The organism is Cupriavidus taiwanensis (genome assembly GCF_900250075.1).
In the GTDB taxonomy this organism is placed as follows: domain Bacteria; phylum Pseudomonadota; class Gammaproteobacteria; order Burkholderiales; family Burkholderiaceae; genus Cupriavidus; species Cupriavidus taiwanensis_C.
This window is the reverse complement of sequence record NZ_LT977070.1, coordinates 2294562-2311674: the sequence shown is the minus strand read 5'-3', so window position 1 is coordinate 2311674 and position 17113 is coordinate 2294562. Positions and strand designations below refer to the sequence as shown.

Here is a 17113-nt window from a genome sequence, read left to right as displayed (position 1 = left end):
GATTCAGTTCTTCTGGTAGCGGGTCTTATGTTCGCATTGCGGCGGTGGGTGGCTGGTGGGATCACGGTGGGCGCGTTCGCGCTGGGCCTGATGGCGGTGCCGGCTCGGGCGGAAGTGGTGGTGATCCTCAATTCGGGTGATGCCACCGTCACGCTGATCGACAAGGACACGCAGAAGGTGCTCGAGACCTTCCCGATCGGCAAGGAGCCTCACCACCTGATCGCCACGCCCGACGACAAATCGCTGATCGTCGCCAATGCGGTCGGCAACGACCTGGTCTTCCTGGATCCGGTCAGCGGCAAGGTCCAGCAGCGCGTGCCCAATGTCGACGACCCGTACCAGATCGGCTTCTCGCCGGACCAGAAGTGGTTTGTCGCCACCGGCAACCGGCTCGACCGCGTCGACGTGTACCGCTGGGATGGCAAGGCGCTGAAGCTGGCCAAGCAGTATCCGCTGGCCAAGACGCCGAGCCATATCGCCTTTACCGCCGACAGCCGCATCGCCTTCATCACGCTGCAGGACTCCAACGAAGTGGCCGCCATCGACCTGGTCACCCAAAACGTGATGTGGCGCATGGAAACCGGTTCGGCGCCGGCGGGAATCTGGGTCACCCCGGACCAGAAATACCTGCTGGTGGGGATGACCGGGGCCGACTACGTCGCCGTGATCGACTGGCGCACCCGCACCGTGGTCAAGCAGATCCAGACCGGCAAGGGCGCGCACAACTTCCGCGCCGTCGGCGACCGGCGCCACCTGTTCCTCAGCAACCGCGTCACCGGCAGCATCAGCATCATCGACCAGCAGACGCTGAGCAAGGTCGGCGACATCACCGGCCTGCCGCCGGGGCCGGACGACATGGAGCTCACCGCCGACGGCAAGACCCTGTGGGTGACCTTCCGCTGGGCGCGCTCGGTCGGGCTGGTCGACGTGGCCAGCCGCAAGCTGGTCAAGACCGTGCGGGTCGGGCGCTCGCCGCACGGGATCTATTTCCGCACGCGCGCGCCGCTGTACTGACGCAAAGCGGGCAGGGCAGGGACCATGGCACGGATCAGGGCATTGCGCTCCGCGACGATCAACAAGTGGCTGGCCGCTGTGGCGCTGGCGTGCGGCATGCCGCTGGCGCAGCAAGCCGCTGCCGCGCCGGCCACCAGGGCATGCCCGGCCGGCACGCTCTACCTGACCTTCGACACCGGCAGCATGAGCCAGGCGCAGCTGATCGCCGACACGCTGCGGCGCCACCAGATCCGCGCCACCTTCTTCCTGGCCAACGAGCCGACGGTGCGCAAGGACGGTTCGCTCGACCCGTCGTGGGCCCCTTACTGGAAGTCGCTGGTGGCCGACGGCCACGCCTTCGGCACGCATACCTTCGATCATGTCTATCTGCGCAGCGTGCGCGCCGGCCAGGTGACCATGCGGCCGCAGTTCGGCGCGCGGGCGGGCCAGGACGTGGCCATGGACCAGGCCGGCTTCTGCAAGGAATTGCGGCGCAGCGCCGAGGCGCTCCGCGCCATGACCGGAGCGGACATGGTGCCGCTGTGGCGCGCCCCGGGCGGCCGCACCGCGCCGCAGACGCTGCAATGGGCCGAACAATGCGGCTTCCGCCATGTCGGCTGGGCGCCGGCCGGCTTCCTGGGCGATGAGCTGTCTTCGGAGCGCTATCCCAACGCCGTGCTGCTGCAGCGCGCGCTGTCCAGCCTGCGCGACGGCGATATCGCCATGGCGCACCTGGGCATCTGGTCGCGGCAGGATCCGTGGGCGCCAGCGGTGCTCGAGCCGCTGCTGACCGGCCTGGAGCGCAAGGGCTTCTGCTTCGCGACGCTGCGCGAACACCCGGCCTATCGCGACTGGATCGCGCGGCCCATTGGAACCCAGGAGGGCGCACGCTGATGTGGGAGACGCTGAACGGCTGGATCGGCCAGATCGAAGGCACGCTGTTCCAGGACGTGGTGCTGCCCGTGGTCTATGACCTCGGCTTCGGCCGCTATGCCGAGGAAGCCTTCACCGGCACCGAATGGCTGCTGGTGGGGCTGGTGCAGATCGCGGTGATGGCGCTGATCCTCGGGCCGCTGGAGAAATGGCGCCCGGTCGAGGCCGTGGCCGACCGGGCCGCGATCCGCACCGACATCTTCTACACCGTGATCCACCGCCTCGGCCTGTTCCGGCTGGCGATGTTCTTCCTGCTGGCGCCGCTCACAGACGCGCTCGAAGGCCACCTGCGGCTGATGGGCTGGCACCGCATCAATGTGGAAGACTGGTGGCCGGGCGTGACCTCGGTGCCGCTGGTCAGCTTCTTTGTCTACCTGCTGCTGTTCGACCTGCTCGATTACTGGTACCACCGGCTGTCGCACTCGTTCCGCTGGTGGTGGCACCTGCATGCGGTGCACCACAGCCAGCGCCAGATGACGCTGTGGAGCGACAACCGCAACCACCTGCTCGACGACATGCTGCGCGACCTGGTGTTTGCGCTGGTGGCGCTGGGGGTGGGCGTGGAGCCGTCGCAGTACGTGCTGCTGGTGGCGCTGTCGCAGCTGCTGCAGAGCCTGCAGCATGCCAACCTGCGGCTGCACTTCGGCTCCCTCGGCGAGCGGCTGCTGATCTCGCCGCGCTTTCACCGCACCCACCACGCGGTCGGCATCGGCCATGAAGCCGACGGTGCGCCGGCAAAGCTGGGCGGCTGCAACTACGGCGTGATCTTTCCCTGGTGGGACATGCTGTTCGGCACCGCGGTCTTCACCGAGACCTACCATCCCACCGGCATCCGCGACCAGCTGCCGCCGCCGGTCGGCAAGGGCCACGACTACGGCACGGGCTTCCTGGCCCACCAGTGGTACGGCATCAAGCGGCTGCTGCGGCTGCGCTGACGGGTGCGTTGACCGCTGGGCCGACGGTGCATTCGAGGCCATCCTCCAGCGGCTTCGGCCGCCGCCGCACCATGGCGGCAAGCGGCGTATGCTAGTGTTCCGGGTTGCCGCCGGCCCGTCGCCCTGCTGACCTGGCCGGCCCCCCGCGACTTTCCTGTCTTGCCTTCGACTGCATGAACGATATCTTCCGCTCGTTTGGCCGCGCGCTGGTCAGCCAGCTGCATCCGCGCATGCTGATGCTGACCGTGCTGCCTTTCGTCCTGGCCACGCTACTGTGGGGCGGCCTGCTCTGGTGGGGCTGGGACCCCATCATGGGCGCCACGCGCAGCTTCCTGGAAACCTCGATCCTGACCAGCTGGATCTACAGCGCGCTCGACTGGTTCGGGCTGCAATCGATGCGCTCCATCGTGGCGCCGCTGTTCGTCGCGGCGCTGGCGATCCCACTGGTGATCGCCTCGATGCTGATGTTCATCGGCGTGTTCTCGGTGCCGGCGGTGGTGCGCCACCTCGAGCGCAGCTACCCGGAGCTGGCCAAGGCCCACGGCGGCAGCGTGCTGGGCAGCGTGTTCCACTCGCTCGGCAGCACCCTGGTGTTCCTGTCGCTGGTGCTGGTGACGCTGCCGCTGTGGCTGATCCCGCCGTTCTTTGCGCTGATTCCGCCGGTGCTGTGGGGCTGGCTGACCTACCGCGTGATGACGTATGACGCGCTCGCCGACCACGCCAGCGCCGAAGAGCGCAAGACGCTGGTGCGGCGCCATCGCACACCGCTGCTGGTGATCGGCGTGGCGGTGGGGCTGCTGGGCTCGGCGCCGACGATACTGTGGGTGTCTTCGGCGGCGGTGATCTTCCTGTTCCCGTTCGTGCTGGCCGGCACGCTCTGGCTCTATGTGCTGATCTTTATTTTCTCGGCGTTGTGGTTCGGCCATTTCTGCCTGCGCGCGCTGGCGCAGCTGCGGGCCGAACGCGCGGCCGTGCCGGCCCGGCCGCCTGCCGCCCCGCCGTCGGGCGGGGACGTCATTGACCTGGCGCCGCACGACGTGCGCCGCATCGAAAACTCCTGAAGCGAGGGCAATATGGGTTTCGGCCTGATCGTGATTGGCGACGAGATTCTGTCCGGGCGGCGCGAAGACAAGCACCTGCGCCGCACCATCGAACTGCTGGGCGCGCGCGGCCTGGCGCTGGACTGGGCCGAGTATGTCGGCGACGACCGCGCCCGCATCACCGCCACGCTGCGGCGCACGCTGGCCGGCCCCGACGTGGTGTTCTGCACCGGCGGCATCGGCGCCACGCCCGACGACCACACGCGCCAGTGCGCGGCGGCGGCGCTGGGCGTGTCGCTGGTGCTGCATCCCGAGGCGCGCGAACTGATCGCGCTGCGCATTGCCGAAACCGCCGGGGGCGACCCGGTCAAGGGCGACCTGACGCTGCCGGAGAACCAGCACCGCTTCAAGATGGGCGAGTTCCCCGAGGGCGCGCGCATCATTCCCAACAGCTATAACCGCATCCCCGGCTTCTCGGTCGGCCACCATCATTTCATGCCGGGCTTCCCGGTGATGGCGTGGCCGATGATGGAGTGGGTGCTGGACCACGACTATGCGCACCTGTTCCACCAGGTCTCGCAGCAGGAGCGGGCCTTCTACGTGTTCGAGGCGCCGGAGTCGACGCTGACCCCGCTGATGGAGAAGGTCGAGTCGGCGCATCCGGGCATCCGCGTGTTCAGCCTGCCGTCGGTCGGCGACGTGCAGCGCGGCGACCGCTTCGCGCGCCGCCATATCGACCTGGGAGTCAAGGGCCCGGCCGAGCTGCTGGCCCCCGCCTATGCGATGCTGCTCGAAGGCGTGCAGGCGATGGGGTACGAGACCGTGGAGCAGCCGCCGCGTCAGGCAACGCAGGCCTAGACGTTCCGGCCGGACAAGAAAAAGGGGCAGCCGTGGCTGCCCCTTTGCGTTCAGGTCCGGACGGAATCAGGCGCCATGCCACGGCAGGCCGCGCACGCACCAGCCCTCGACGGTCTTGCGGTGGTGGTGGTCGTCGCGGTTGCCTTCGAAACCTTCCAGCACATCCATGGCGAAGTGGTAGCCGGCTTCGGTGGCCACCCGCGCCGCGTGCTTGGAGCGCGCCGCGCTGCGGCACAGGAACAGCACCGGCACGTCGGACGGCACGCGCGCGCGCAGTTCCTCGACAAAGCGCGCGTTCTGCGCGCCGCCCGGGTAGGACATCCATTCGACATGGGCGAACTGCGCGTCGGGCACGTCGACGCCGCCGACCCAGTCCAGCTCGGCCTGCGTGCGCACGTCCACCAGCACGGCGGAAGGGTCGTTCTGCAGCAGGGCATAGGCTTCCTGCGGCGACAGCGCGCCGAAGTACGGCAACTGGTTTTGTTCCTGGCGCTGGCGGGCGGCCTGGAGGAGATCGTCTCGGGTGGTCATCGGCGTGACAAATTGAATAGGTGGAATCGTGGCGCAAGGGCCGCAACCCGTTATTCTATAGCGCCGCGGTGGCGGGGCGGTGGCGGTGCTGGCCGGGAGAGCCCGGAAAGCGCCGTCACAGGGCGAGAGTCGACCGATTTTGGTGCGTAAGCACTATTACGGTGCTGCCGCTTGATGTTTGCACCATGATGGTGTTCCATGACGCTGGCAACCGTGGTTGCGCGTGTCGCGGGAGCGCCACATCAGCGCCCGCCCGGCTGGAGGACGTTTTCGCCGCCGGCCAGCATGGTGCGCGATTCGCCGGAGTTGCACAATTTTCGGGCCCGGCGCCGCGAGAGACGTTTGGTTGGCACGCTTTCTGCTAACATCCGTCGTCCTTTCGCGGCGAGGCCAGTCAGGCGCGGCAACATGCAGCGGCGCCGCTGGCGACAGTCCCAAGAATTGGCTTTCACAGACATTTGCCGAATACCCAGGAGATTGGCATGGCCCACAGCGTTGCAGACGTGATGAAGCTGGTGAAGGAAAACGACGTCAAGTTCGTCGATTTCCGCTTCACCGATACCAAAGGCAAGGAGCAACACGTGTCCGTGCCCGTGTCGCACTTCGATGAAGACAAGTTCGAGAGCGGCCACGCTTTCGACGGCTCGTCGATCGCCGGCTGGAAGGGTATCGAAGCTTCGGACATGCTGCTGATGCCCGATTCGAACACGGCCCACATCGACCCGTTCTACGAAGAGCCGACGCTGGTGCTGTCGTGCGACGTGATCGAGCCGTCGGACGGCAAGGGCTACGACCGCGATCCGCGTTCCATCGCCAAGCGCGCCGAAGCCTACCTGAAGAGCACCGGCCTGGGCGACACCGCCTTCTTCGGCCCGGAGCCCGAGTTCTTCATCTTCGACGGCGTGACCTGGAACGTCGACATGCAAGGCTGCTTCGTCAAGATCCATTCCGAAGAAGCCCCGTGGTCGTCGGCCAAGGAGTTCGAGCACGGCAACAGCGGCCACCGTCCGGGCAAGAAGGGCGGCTACTTCCCGGTCGCTCCGATCGACACCTTCCAGGACATGCGTTCGGAAATGTGCCTGATCCTGGAATCGCTGGGCATCCCGGTTGAAGTCCACCACCACGAAGTGGCGGGCCAGGGCCAGAACGAAATCGGCACCAAGTTCAGCACCCTGGTGCAGCGCGCCGACTGGACCCAGCTGCAGAAGTACGTGATCCAGAACGTGGCCCACACCTACGGCAAGACCGCCACCTTCATGCCGAAGCCCATCGTCGGCGACAACGGCTCGGGCATGCACGTGCACCAGTCGGTGTGGAAGGACGGCCAGAACCTGTTCGCCGGCAACGGCTACGCCGGCCTGTCGGAATTCGCGCTGTACTACATCGGCGGCATCATCAAGCACGCCCGCGCCCTGAACGCCATCACCAACCCGGGCACGAACTCGTACAAGCGCCTGGTGCCGGGCTTCGAGGCTCCGGTCAAGCTGGCCTACTCGGCCCGCAACCGTTCGGCTTCGATCCGCATCCCGTATGTGGCCAACCCGAAGGGCCGCCGCATCGAGACCCGCTTCCCGGATCCGCTGATGAACCCGTACCTGGGCTTCTCGGCGCTGCTGATGGCCGGCCTGGATGGCGTGATGAACAAGATCCACCCGGGCGAAGCCGCCGACAAGAACCTGTATGACCTGCCGCCGGAAGAGGACGCAAAGATCCCGACCGTGTGCTCGAGCCTGGACCAGGCGCTCGAGTACCTGGACAACGACCGCGAGTTCCTGACCCGTGGCGGCGTGTTCTCGAACTCGATGATCGACGCCTACATCGAACTGAAGATGGAAGAAGTCACGCGTTTCCGCATGACCACGCACCCGGTCGAGTTCGAGATGTACTACTCGCTGTAAGCAGCCCGTGCCCGGCCATGACGCAGGTTGTGACCGGGCAACAGTTGCACCACAAGGGGGCGGCTTCGGCTGTCCCTTTTTGCTTTGCTCGCTAGAATGGGGAATCCGATTCTGTCCCGATCCATTCCCGTTCTAACCTGACGCCATGCCCATGGATGCCTTTTCCCGCACGGCCCGCCGGACTCATGCCATGCCTCGTTCCGTGCACCAAAGCCGACGCCGATTCCCCGTTCTGGTGAGCGCCGCGGCGCTGGCGCTGGGCGTGTGGGCCGCGCCGTCGCTGGCGCAGTCCTCGGATGTCTATGTCTGCACCGGGCCCAATGGCGTGCCGGAGTACCGCAACGGCAATGCCGGCAAGGGTTGCAAGAAGCTGAACCTGCCCGAGGTCGTGACCGTGCCGGGCGGGCGCATTGCCGCACCGGCCAAGAGTGCCGGCAGCAGCGCCACGACCGCCGCCAGCACCGGTTTCCCGCGCGTGGACAGCGCCACCCAGCGCAGCCGCGACAGCGAGCGCCGCACCGTGCTGACGCAGGAGCTGCAGGCCGAGGAGGCCAAGCTGCAGGGGCTGCGCGCCGAATACAACAACGGCCAGCCGGAGCGCCAGGGCAACGAGCGCAACTACCAGAAATACCTCGACCGCACCGCCGCGCTGCGCGACGACATTGCCCGCAGCGAGGCCAACGCGGCGTCGCTGCGGCGCGAGCTCGGCAACCTGAAGGACTAGTCTTATGCGTCGCCTGATTCGCGGAGTGTCACGCAAGGCCGGCAGTGCCGATGGCGCGCGGGCCGAGTCGCCCGCGGCGGACCCGGCACCGCCCGAAACCGGCGCGCGCGTGCTCAGCATCGGCGCGGCGGCGTTCCATGCCGGCCTCGACGTGGTCGCCAACCCGGTGCTGCTGGTGCGCCAGCCGGGGCTGCGCGTGGTCTACGCGAATCCGGCCGCCGAGGCCACCTTCGGCGTGTCGCGCAAGGGCATGGTCGAACTGACGCTGCCCGACCTGTTCGGCAAGTCCGATGAACTGCACAACATGCTCGACACGGTGGTCACGCGGCAGTTCGACGTGCGCCGGCAGGACCTGATCCTGCATCCGCCGCTGCAGGACCCGCTCCATGTGCACGTGGTGATCGCCGCGCTGGAGGCGGTCGGCGACACCGTGGTGGTAGAGATCCTGCCCAACGAGCAGAAGGTGCGCAGCGACCGCGAGGAACGCATCCTCGACCTGACCTCGGCCAACAAGGAGCTGATCCGCAACCTCGCCCACGAGATCAAGAACCCGCTGGGCGGCATCCGCGGCGCGGCGCAGCTGCTGGAGTTCGAGCTGCCGGAGCGCTCGCTGCGCGAGTACACGCAGGTCATCATCAAGGAGTCGGACCGGCTGCAGACGCTGGTGGACCGGCTGCTGGAGCCGCACCGGCATCCGCACATCGTATCGAGCCTGAATATCCACGAGGTGCTCGAGCGCGTGCGCTCGGTGGTGCTGGCCGAGTTTCCCAACGGGCTGGAGATCGTGCGCGACTACGACGCCAGCCTGCCCGAACTGCAGGGCGACATGGAGCAGCTGATCCAGGCCGTGCTCAACATCGTCCACAACGCCGCGCAGGCGCTGGCCGACCGCATCGCGCGCGGCGACGCGCAGATCGTGCTGCGCACGCGCATCGCGCGCCAGGTCACGATCGCCAAGCGCCTGTTCAAGCTGGCATTGGACTTGCATGTGATCGACAACGGCCCGGGCATCCCCGAAGACATCCGCGAGCGCATCTTCTATCCGCTGGTATCGGGCAGGGATGGCGGCAGCGGACTGGGTCTCACACTCGCTCAAACCTTCGTGCAGCAGCACGAGGGCTTGATCGAATGCGAGAGCAGGCCGGGCTGTACCGACTTCCGTATCCTGCTGCCGCTGCACTAGCCTTTGCCGGCGTCCGCAAGCGCGTGCATCGACGTGGCCAGGGCATGCGGAAGACCAACTGACACCGAGCAGACAAGCGACGCACATGAAGCCGATCTGGATAGTCGACGACGATCAATCAATCCGCTGGGTCCTGGAAAAGGCCCTCGCCCGTGAAAGCCTGCTCTCGCGCAGCTTCACCAATGTGCGGGACGCGCTGGCCGCGCTGGAGGAAGACCAGCCGCAGGTGCTGATCTCGGACATCCGCATGCCCGGCGGTTCCGGCCTCGACCTGCTGCAGGCGATCAAGGCGCGGCACCCGGGCCTGCCGGTCATCGTGATGACGGCATATTCGGACCTGGACAGCGCGGTGGCAGCGTTCCAGGGCGGCGCCTTCGAATACCTGGCCAAGCCCTTCGATGTCGACAAGGCGGTCGAACTGATCCGCCGCGCGCTGGAAGAAAGCCTGCGCGAAGAGGAGATGGACGACCGCCTGCTCGACGCGCCCGAGATCCTTGGCCAGGCACCGGCGATGCAGGACGTGTTCCGCGCCATCGGCCGGCTGTCGCAATCCAACGTGACGGTGATGATCACCGGCGAGTCCGGTACCGGCAAGGAACTGGTGGCGCGCGCGCTGCACAAGCATAGTCCGCGCGCCAATGGGCCGTTCATCGCGCTCAATACCGCGGCCATTCCGAAGGACCTGCTCGAATCCGAACTGTTCGGCCACGAGCGCGGCGCCTTCACCGGGGCGCAGACCATGCGCCGCGGCCGCTTCGAGCAGGCCGAGGGCGGCACGCTGTTCCTCGATGAAATCGGCGACATGCCGTTCGACCTGCAGACCCGCCTGCTGCGCGTGCTGTCCGACGGCAACTTCTATCGCGTCGGCGGCCACAACCCGTTGCGTGCCAATGTGCGGGTCATCGCCGCGACGCACCAGAACCTGGAGCTGCGCGTCAAGGAAGGGCTGTTCCGCGAGGACTTGTTCCACCGCCTGAACGTGATCCGGCTGCGCCTGCCGCCGCTGCGCGAGCGGCCCGAGGACATCACGCTGCTGGCGCGCCATTTCCTGCAGAAGAGCGCCAAGGAGCTTGGCGTCGAGCCCAAGCGCATGTCGGACGAGGCGCTGGCCTATGTCAGCACGCTGCCGTTCCCTGGCAACGTGCGCCAGCTGGAAAACCTGTGCAACTGGCTGACCGTGATGGCGCCGGCGCAGACCATCGAGGTCAAGGACCTGCCGCGCGAGATGCTCGAAGCGGGCACCAGCGAGCCGGTCAATGCGCCGCGGCCGGAGCGCGCGCCCGACCCGCGCGTGGCCGAGTATGAAGACGCCCAGGAACTGGCCGACTATGGCGGGTTTGCGGTGCCGGTGGCCGAGGTCGACACGGCCACGGTGGTCCGCCCCGCGCCGGCCGCAGCGGTGGCCCAGGCTACGGTGCAGGCGCCGGCGGCCGCCGGATGGGAAAGCCTGCTCGCCGCCGAGGCACGCGCCATGCTGGAAGCCGGCCAGCCCGAAGTGATGGACCTGCTGACGCGCCGGTTCGAAAAGGCGGTGCTGGAAGCCGCGCTGGGCGTTACCCGCGGCCGCCGCGTCGAAGCCGCGACCCGGCTCGGGATCGGGCGCAACACCATCACGCGCAAGCTGCAGGAGCTGGGCTTCGACTGAGCCACCACGGTGGGCACAAGGCAAAGAACAAAACGGCCGGGATGATTCCCGGCCGTATTTCTTTTGCGGGGCCGGGTTCAGCCGCGCGCCTCGATCAGCCGCTGCGCCATCTCCGCAAAACCCTCGCCACCCGCGGCGGTGGTGATGTAAGCCGGCGGCACCGGCAGCTGCGGCAGGATATCGCGCACGTTGGCCACCCCCACCGACAGCGGGAAATGCGCAAACATCGACGCATCGTTGGCCGAGTCGCCGATAAACAGCCACTGGTCGCGCCGTGCATCGACGTCCTCGCCCAGCAGCTCGGCCACGCACAGCTTGCTCATCGACAGCTTGTCATGCCGGCCGAACCAGCCGTTGACATGGATGGAACTGACGGTGGCGGTCATGCCGGCCTCGCGCATCAGCGCAGCAATGCGCGCGACGGCGTCCTCGGGCAGCGGCACCACGTCCTCGGCATGGTCGACGGCCAGGTCGGCGGCGTGCCAGGCCTGGTCGGAGGCCAGCGCGCAGCCGGGCACCTCGCGCACGATGCGCTGACCCAATGCGTGGATGCGCTCGAGGTTGCGCGCGCGCGTCTCTGCGTCGTCGAGGAAGCGGGTCTGCAGCCGGCCGTTGTGCAGGTGCGAATAAAACGCGCCGTTCTCGCCGATGATGGCATCGACCGGCCATAGCCGCGTCAGGATCTCGGCCCACGCGATGCAGCGCCCGGTCACCGGGATCACATGCAGGCCGGCCCGGCGCAGGCCGTCGAGGGCCAGGTAGGTCGAGGCCGGCAGCCGCCCGTCGGTGGTCAGGGTGCCGTCGATGTCGGTCAGCACGCCGCGCACGTTGCGCAGCGCCGTATTAGAGAGCTTGTTCAGGGATTGCATGGCGGGCCATTGTAACCGTGGATCTGCGGCCAAATTCGTTTATTGCACTGCAAAAAGCAGTCAGACGGCCATACTGGTGAATCTGCTGATTTGCTTGCGCAGGTGCGACCGGCGTAACATGCCGCTGTCACAAAAAAATCACATGCTGTCGGATTTGACTGACTGCAACAGACAGACCAAGGAGGGCTTTCGATGTCCGTATCCCGTACCGTGCTCAAACTCGCCGCGCTGGCCGCCCTGACCGGGGCCGGCAGCGCGCACGCCGCCGTTGAAATCCAGTGGTGGCACGCCATGCAGGGCGCGCTGAACGACAAGGTGAACGAAATCGCCAACAAGTTCAACGCCAGCCAGTCCGAATACAAGGTGGTGCCGGTCAACAAGGGCAATTACGACGAGACCATGGCGGCGGGCATCGCCGCCTTCCGCGCCGGCGGCGCGCCGGCGATCCTGCAGGTGTTCGAGGTCGGCACCGCCACCATGATGAGCGCCAAGGGCGCGATCAAGCCGGTGTCGACCGTGATGAAGGACGCCGGCGAGAAGTTCGACCAGAAGGCCTACATCCCGGCCGTGGCGGGCTACTACACCTCGTCCAAGGGCGAGATGCTGTCGTTCCCGTTCAACAGCTCGACCACGGTGTTCTACTACAACAAGGACGCCTTCAAGAAGGCCGGCCTGGATCCGGAAAAGCCGCCCAAGACCTGGCCCGAGGTGATGCAGTATTCGGCCAAGCTCAAGGCCTCGGGCACCAACTGCGCCTACACCACCGACTGGCAGGGCTGGGTCCACCTGGAGAGCTTCTCGGCCTGGCACAACACGCTGTACGCCACCAAGAACAACGGCTTCGGCGGCACCGACACGCGCCTGGTCTTCAACAGCCCGCTGCACGTCAAGCACGTCACCAACCTGCAGGACATGGTGAAGAAGGGCTACTTCAGCTATGGCGGGCGCAAGGCCGAATCGCAGGCCAAGTTCTACAACGGCGAATGCGCCATGTTCACCGGCTCGTCGGCGTCGCTGGCCAATATCCGCAAGAACGCCAAGTTCGCGTTCGCGGTGGCGCAGCTGCCGTACTACCCGGACGTGCAGGGCGCGCCGCAGAACACCATCATCGGCGGCGCGTCGCTGTGGGTGATGGGCGGCAAGAAGCCTGAAGAGTACAAGGGCGTCGCCAAGTTCTTCAATTACCTGTCGCGCCCCGAGATCCAGTCTGACTGGCACCAGGCCACCGGCTACCTGCCGGTGACCATGGCCGCCTACGAGGCCACCAAGAAATCGGGCTACTACGACAAGAACCCCGGCGCCGACGTCTCGGTGCAGCAGATGGTGGTCAAGACCACCGACAAGTCGCGCGGCGTGCGCCTGGGCAATATGGTGCAGATCCGCACCGTGGTCGACGAGGAGCTGGAAGCCGTCTGGGCCGGCAAGAAGGAGCCCAAGGCAGCGCTGGACTCGGCGGTGGCACGCGGCAACGACTTGCTGGAGCGCTTCCAGAAGACCGCGCGCGAATAAGGCGCCGGGCCTTGCCAGCAGGCTGACGTGACAGGCGGGCGGCGGCGAAACCTCCGCCCGCTTGCTTTGTGGCCGGCACCGATCGGTGTCGCCCGCCACCTCATACCTAGTCCGATGCCGCCATCCGCGGCATCCGCCGGAATCCGTTCATGGAAAAACGCGTCGTGTTCCGTTCGCCGTGGCTGCCGTATCTGCTGGTGTTGCCGCAGATCGCGATCACGCTGATCTTCTTTTTCCTGCCCGCCGGGCAGGCCCTGTACCAGTCGATGCTGCAACAGGATGCCTTCGGCATCAACCTGGAGTTCGTCGGCCTGGACAACTTCCGCATGCTGTGGAACGACCCGCTCTATGTCGAGTCATTCCAGGTCACCGCCATCTTTGCCGTGGGCGTGACCGTGGTCGGCCTGACCACCGCGCTGGCGCTGGCCTATTTTGCCGACCGCGTGATCCGCGGCGCGGTGGGCTACAAGACCCTGCTGATCTGGCCATATGCGGTGGCGCCGGCGGTGGCGGGCGTGCTGTGGATGTTCATGTTCAACCCGACCCTGGGCGTGGTGTCGTTTGCGCTGCGCAAGCTCGGCGTCGAATGGAACTTCCTGCTCAACGGCAACCAGGCCCTGCTGCTGGTGGTGCTGGCCGCGGCCTGGAAGCAGATCAGCTACAACTTCCTGTTCTTCCTGGCCGGGCTGCAGAGCATCCCGCGCTCGCTGATCGAGGCCGCCGCCATCGACGGCGCGGGCCCGTGGCGCCGCTTCTGGTCGATCGTGTTCCCGCTGCTGTCGCCGACCACCTTCTTCCTGATGGTGATCAACGTGGTCTACGCGTTCTTCGATACCTTCGCCATCATCGACGCGGTCACGCACGGCGGGCCGTTCAATTCGACCAACACGCTGGTGTACAAGGTCTTCCATGACGGCTTCCGCGGCATGGATATCGGCGGCTCGGCCGCGCAGTCGGTGGTGCTGATGGTGATCGTGATCGCGCTGACCGTGGTGCAGTTCCGCTACGTGGAACGCAAGGTCCAGTACTGACGGAGACAGCCCATGGTAGAACGTCGTCCCTTTCTCGATTTCCTGACCCACGCGGTGCTGATCCTCGGCATCGTCATCGTGGTGTTCCCGGTGTACCTGACCTTCGTCGCGTCGACGCTGACCGCCGAAGAGGTGCTCGACGCGCCGATGACGCTGATCCCCGGCAGCCACCTGATCGACAACTATCGCACCGTGCTGTTCCAGGGCGTGGGCGAGGCCGCGTCGCCGGTCTCGACCATGATGAAGAACAGCCTGATCATGGCGCTCGGCATCGCGCTGGGCAAGATCGCGATCTCGATCATCTCGGCCTTTGCCATCGTCTATTTCAAGTTCCCGCTGCGCAAGACCTTCTTCTGGCTGATCTTCATCACGCTGATGCTGCCGGTCGAGGTGCGCATCCTGCCGACCTACAAGGTGGTGTCGGACCTGGGGCTGCTCGACAGCTACTTCGGGCTGACGATTCCGATCATCGCGTCGGCGACGGCGACCTTCCTGTTCCGCCAGTTCTTCCTGACCATTCCCGATGAGCTGGCCGAAGCCGCGCGCATCGATGGCGCCGGGCCGCTGCGCTTTTTCTGGGACGTGGTGCTGCCGCTGTCGCGTACCAGCATCGCCGCGCTGTTCGTGATCCAGTTCATCTACGGCTGGAACCAGTACCTGTGGCCGCTGCTGATCACCACGCAGAAATCGATGACGCCGGTGGTGGTGGGCGTGACGCAGATGATCTCGCGCTCGGGCGATGCCGCCACCGACTGGAACCTGGTGATGGCCACGGTGATGCTGGCCATGATCCCGCCCGCGGTGGTGGTGGTGCTGATGCAGAAGTGGTTCGTCAAGGGCCTGGTCGAAACCGAGAAATAAGCGGAACACAATGGCAAAACTGTCACTACGCAACGTTCAGAAAACCTACGCCGGCGGCGCCCAGGTCGTGCATGGCATCGACATGGAAATCGCCGACGGCGAGTTCATCGTCATCGTCGGGCCCTCGGGCTGCGGCAAGTCCACGCTGCTGCGGATGGTGGCCGGGCTGGAAACCATCACCGGCGGCGAGATCCATATCGGCGACAAGGTGGTCAACCAGCTGGAGCCGGCCGAGCGCGACATCGCCATGGTGTTCCAGAACTACGCGCTCTACCCGCATATGAGCGTGTACGACAACATGGCCTACGGCCTGAAAATCCGCGGCATGGGCAAGGCCGAGATCGCGCAGCGCGTCAACCACGCGGCCGGCATTCTCGAGCTCGCGCCGCTGCTCGAGCGCAAGCCGCGCCAGCTTTCCGGCGGGCAGCGCCAGCGCGTTGCCATGGGTCGCGCCATCGTGCGCGAGCCGGCGGTATTCCTGTTCGACGAGCCGCTGTCCAACCTCGACGCCAAGCTGCGCGTGCAGATGCGGCTGGAGCTCAAGGAGCTGCACCGGCGCCTGGGCACCACCAGCCTCTATGTGACGCACGACCAGGTCGAGGCGATGACGCTGGCCGATCGCATGATGGTGCTCAATGCCGGCCGGGTCGAGCAGATCGGTACGCCGCTCGAAGTCTATGCGCGGCCGGCCAGCACCTTCGTGGCCGGTTTTATCGGCTCGCCGCCGATGAACCTGATCCCGGTGGCGCGCAACGCCGGCGGCAACACCAACGCGCAGATGCGCGTGGTGGCGAAGGAGGGCGAAGCCGCCAATGCCACGCTCGGTCACCTGCCGATGGGGCTGCACCTGCCGGAGCAGGCACTGCTGGGGCTGAGGCCGGAGCATATCGAGCCGTGCGCCGCGCATGAGGCGATCGCGGAAGTCGATGTGCGCGTGGTCGAGGCGCTGGGCGCGGATTCCTTCGCCTACGGTTCGCTCGGCGGGCAGGCCGTGGTGGTGCGGCTGGACAGCCATGCGCGCGTGCGCGCCGGTGACCGCCTGCCGGTGACTTCGTCGGCCGAGCACCTGCATTTCTTTGCGCCGGACACCGGCAAGCGCATCGAGGCCTGACATGACCACCGCAACCGACAACGCCTGGCGCTATCCCAGCCACATCGCGCACCGCGGCGCCGGCAAGCTGGCGCCGGAGAACACGCTGGCGGCGTTTCGCCACGGCGCCGGCTTTGGCTACCGCATGTTCGAGTTCGACGTGAAGCTGTCGGCCGACGGCAAGCCGGTGCTGATGCACGACGCCACCCTTGAGCGCACCACCAGCGGCCAGGGCCGGGTCGATGCGCTGACGCTGGGCGAACTGGCGCTGCTCGACGCCGGCAGCTGGCACGGCCCGGCCTTCGCCGGCGAGCCGGTGCCGACGCTCGCGGCGATCGCGCGCTACACCTGCGCCAACGGCTTCCTGGTCAATATCGAGATCAAGCCGATGCCCGGCACCGAGGCGCGCACCGGCGCCGCGGTGGCGCTCGACGCCCAGTCGCTGTGGGATGGCGCCGAGGTGCCGCCGCTGCTGTCCTCGTTTTCGGAGGAGGCGCTTGCCGCCGCGGCGCGTGTCGCGCCAGGGCTGCCGCGCGCGCTGCTGCTGGACCAGTTGCCCGGCGACTGGCTCGATCGTGTGCGCCGGCTCGGCTGCGTCGCGCTCGACGCCAACCATCGCGAGCTGGATGCCGGCGTGATCGCCGCCGCACATGCGGCCGGCCTGCGCGTGCTGGCCTACACCGTCAACGATCCAGCGCGGGCGGCGCAGTTGCTGGAGTGGGGGCTCGATGCGGTGATCACCGACGCCGTTGACCAGATCGCCCCGTGATTCAAATTGTTGTGCGGCTGTTGCGAATTCGCTGAACGCGGTTGGAATTGTCGCGCGACTGTGTTTCATATCGCGAAAAGTCCACATTGATCAAACGCAATCCGTGCTATCCTTACCGCCGTGAAGACTTAAGGTCCTTCCCCGCACAACTTGCCCTTTCGCGCCTTGTGAGGCGGCCATCGCATGCGGCACCCTGGTGGTGCCGTTTGCGTAAGTGCCTCCACAGGCTCCCAAGAGTTGTTTG

At 66.6% G+C, this 17113-nt stretch carries 16 protein-coding genes; 14 read left to right on the top strand and 2 right to left on the bottom strand.

Annotated features, from left to right (window positions below; genetic code table 11):
- Nucleotides 1–27 precede the first annotated feature (27 nt).
- From CBM2588_RS10695 to CBM2588_RS10675, 5 genes are all read left to right on the top strand, one after another.
- Nucleotides 28–1014, top strand: coding sequence for a beta-propeller fold lactonase family protein (locus CBM2588_RS10695; protein WP_115680513.1), 987 nt, complete (start codon nt 28–30; stop codon nt 1012–1014).
- A 24-nt stretch (nt 1015–1038) separates the two neighbouring features.
- Nucleotides 1039–1887 (top strand): polysaccharide deacetylase family protein, encoded by an 849-nt coding sequence (locus CBM2588_RS10690; protein WP_115680512.1) that lies wholly within the window; start codon nt 1039–1041, stop codon nt 1885–1887.
- Entirely contained in the window at nt 1887–2861 is a 975-nt protein-coding gene (locus CBM2588_RS10685) for a sterol desaturase family protein (RefSeq protein ID WP_115680511.1), read from the top strand. Before CBM2588_RS10690 ends, CBM2588_RS10685 begins: the two co-directional genes overlap by 1 nt.
- A 173-nt stretch (nt 2862–3034) precedes the next feature.
- On the top strand, nt 3035–3922 hold the full coding sequence (locus tag CBM2588_RS10680) for an EI24 domain-containing protein (RefSeq protein WP_115680510.1): 888 nt from the start codon (nt 3035–3037) through the stop codon (nt 3920–3922).
- A gap of 12 nt (nt 3923–3934) precedes the next feature.
- A complete protein-coding gene (locus CBM2588_RS10675) occupies nt 3935–4759 on the top strand; it encodes a competence/damage-inducible protein A (RefSeq protein WP_115680509.1) in 825 nt (274 codons plus the stop codon).
- 66 nt (nt 4760–4825) lie between these two features.
- On the opposite strand, the gene CBM2588_RS10670 is transcribed toward CBM2588_RS10675, so the two are convergent.
- Nucleotides 4826–5290, bottom strand: coding sequence for a rhodanese-like domain-containing protein (locus CBM2588_RS10670; protein ID WP_115680508.1), 465 nt, complete (start codon nt 5288–5290; stop codon nt 4826–4828).
- Nucleotides 5291–5772: 482 nt separating this feature from the next.
- Here CBM2588_RS10670 and CBM2588_RS10665 point away from each other — a divergent pair, with 482 nt between their 5' ends.
- The 4 genes from CBM2588_RS10665 (at nt 5773) to ntrC (ending at nt 10740) form a co-directional block, all read left to right on the top strand.
- Nucleotides 5773–7188, top strand: a complete 1416-nt coding sequence (locus CBM2588_RS10665) for a 3-hydroxylaminophenol mutase (protein ID WP_115680507.1) — start codon at nt 5773–5775, stop codon at nt 7186–7188.
- A 151-nt stretch (nt 7189–7339) separates the two neighbouring features.
- Nucleotides 7340–7912 (top strand): DUF4124 domain-containing protein, encoded by a 573-nt coding sequence (locus CBM2588_RS10660; RefSeq protein WP_115680506.1) that lies wholly within the window; start codon nt 7340–7342, stop codon nt 7910–7912.
- Between the two features lie 4 nt (nt 7913–7916).
- The gene (glnL, locus tag CBM2588_RS10655; protein WP_115680505.1) at nt 7917–9095 is read left to right on the top strand and encodes a nitrogen regulation protein NR(II); all 1179 of its coding nucleotides are present in this window, start codon (nt 7917–7919) and stop codon (nt 9093–9095) included.
- A gap of 85 nt (nt 9096–9180) precedes the next feature.
- Complete coding sequence (ntrC, locus tag CBM2588_RS10650; protein WP_115680504.1) at nt 9181–10740, top strand: nitrogen regulation protein NR(I); 1560 nt, start codon at nt 9181–9183, stop codon at nt 10738–10740.
- A gap of 77 nt (nt 10741–10817) precedes the next feature.
- Here the strand turns inward: ntrC and CBM2588_RS10645 are convergent, their stop codons facing one another.
- Entirely contained in the window at nt 10818–11609 is a 792-nt protein-coding gene (locus CBM2588_RS10645; RefSeq protein WP_115680503.1) for an HAD-IIB family hydrolase, read from the bottom strand.
- A 192-nt stretch (nt 11610–11801) separates the two neighbouring features.
- Between CBM2588_RS10645 and ugpB the strand changes: the two genes are divergently transcribed.
- The 5 genes from ugpB to ugpQ all read left to right on the top strand — a co-directional run bounded on the left by ugpB (nt 11802) and on the right by ugpQ (nt 16869).
- The gene (ugpB, locus tag CBM2588_RS10640; RefSeq protein ID WP_115680502.1) at nt 11802–13118 is read left to right on the top strand and encodes a sn-glycerol-3-phosphate ABC transporter substrate-binding protein UgpB; all 1317 of its coding nucleotides are present in this window, start codon (nt 11802–11804) and stop codon (nt 13116–13118) included.
- Nucleotides 13119–13267: 149 nt separating this feature from the next.
- Nucleotides 13268–14149, top strand: coding sequence for a sn-glycerol-3-phosphate ABC transporter permease UgpA (ugpA, locus tag CBM2588_RS10635; protein ID WP_062800547.1), 882 nt, complete (start codon nt 13268–13270; stop codon nt 14147–14149).
- 12 nt (nt 14150–14161) lie between these two features.
- Nucleotides 14162–15010 (top strand): sn-glycerol-3-phosphate ABC transporter permease UgpE, encoded by an 849-nt coding sequence (gene ugpE, locus CBM2588_RS10630; RefSeq protein WP_092309164.1) that lies wholly within the window; start codon nt 14162–14164, stop codon nt 15008–15010.
- A 10-nt stretch (nt 15011–15020) separates the two neighbouring features.
- Nucleotides 15021–16121 (top strand): sn-glycerol-3-phosphate import ATP-binding protein UgpC, encoded by a 1101-nt coding sequence (locus CBM2588_RS10625; protein WP_115680501.1) that lies wholly within the window; start codon nt 15021–15023, stop codon nt 16119–16121.
- Nucleotide 16122: 1 nt separating this feature from the next.
- Complete coding sequence (ugpQ, locus tag CBM2588_RS10620; protein WP_115680500.1) at nt 16123–16869, top strand: glycerophosphodiester phosphodiesterase; 747 nt, start codon at nt 16123–16125, stop codon at nt 16867–16869.
- The last annotated feature ends 244 nt before the right edge of the window (nt 16870–17113 follow it).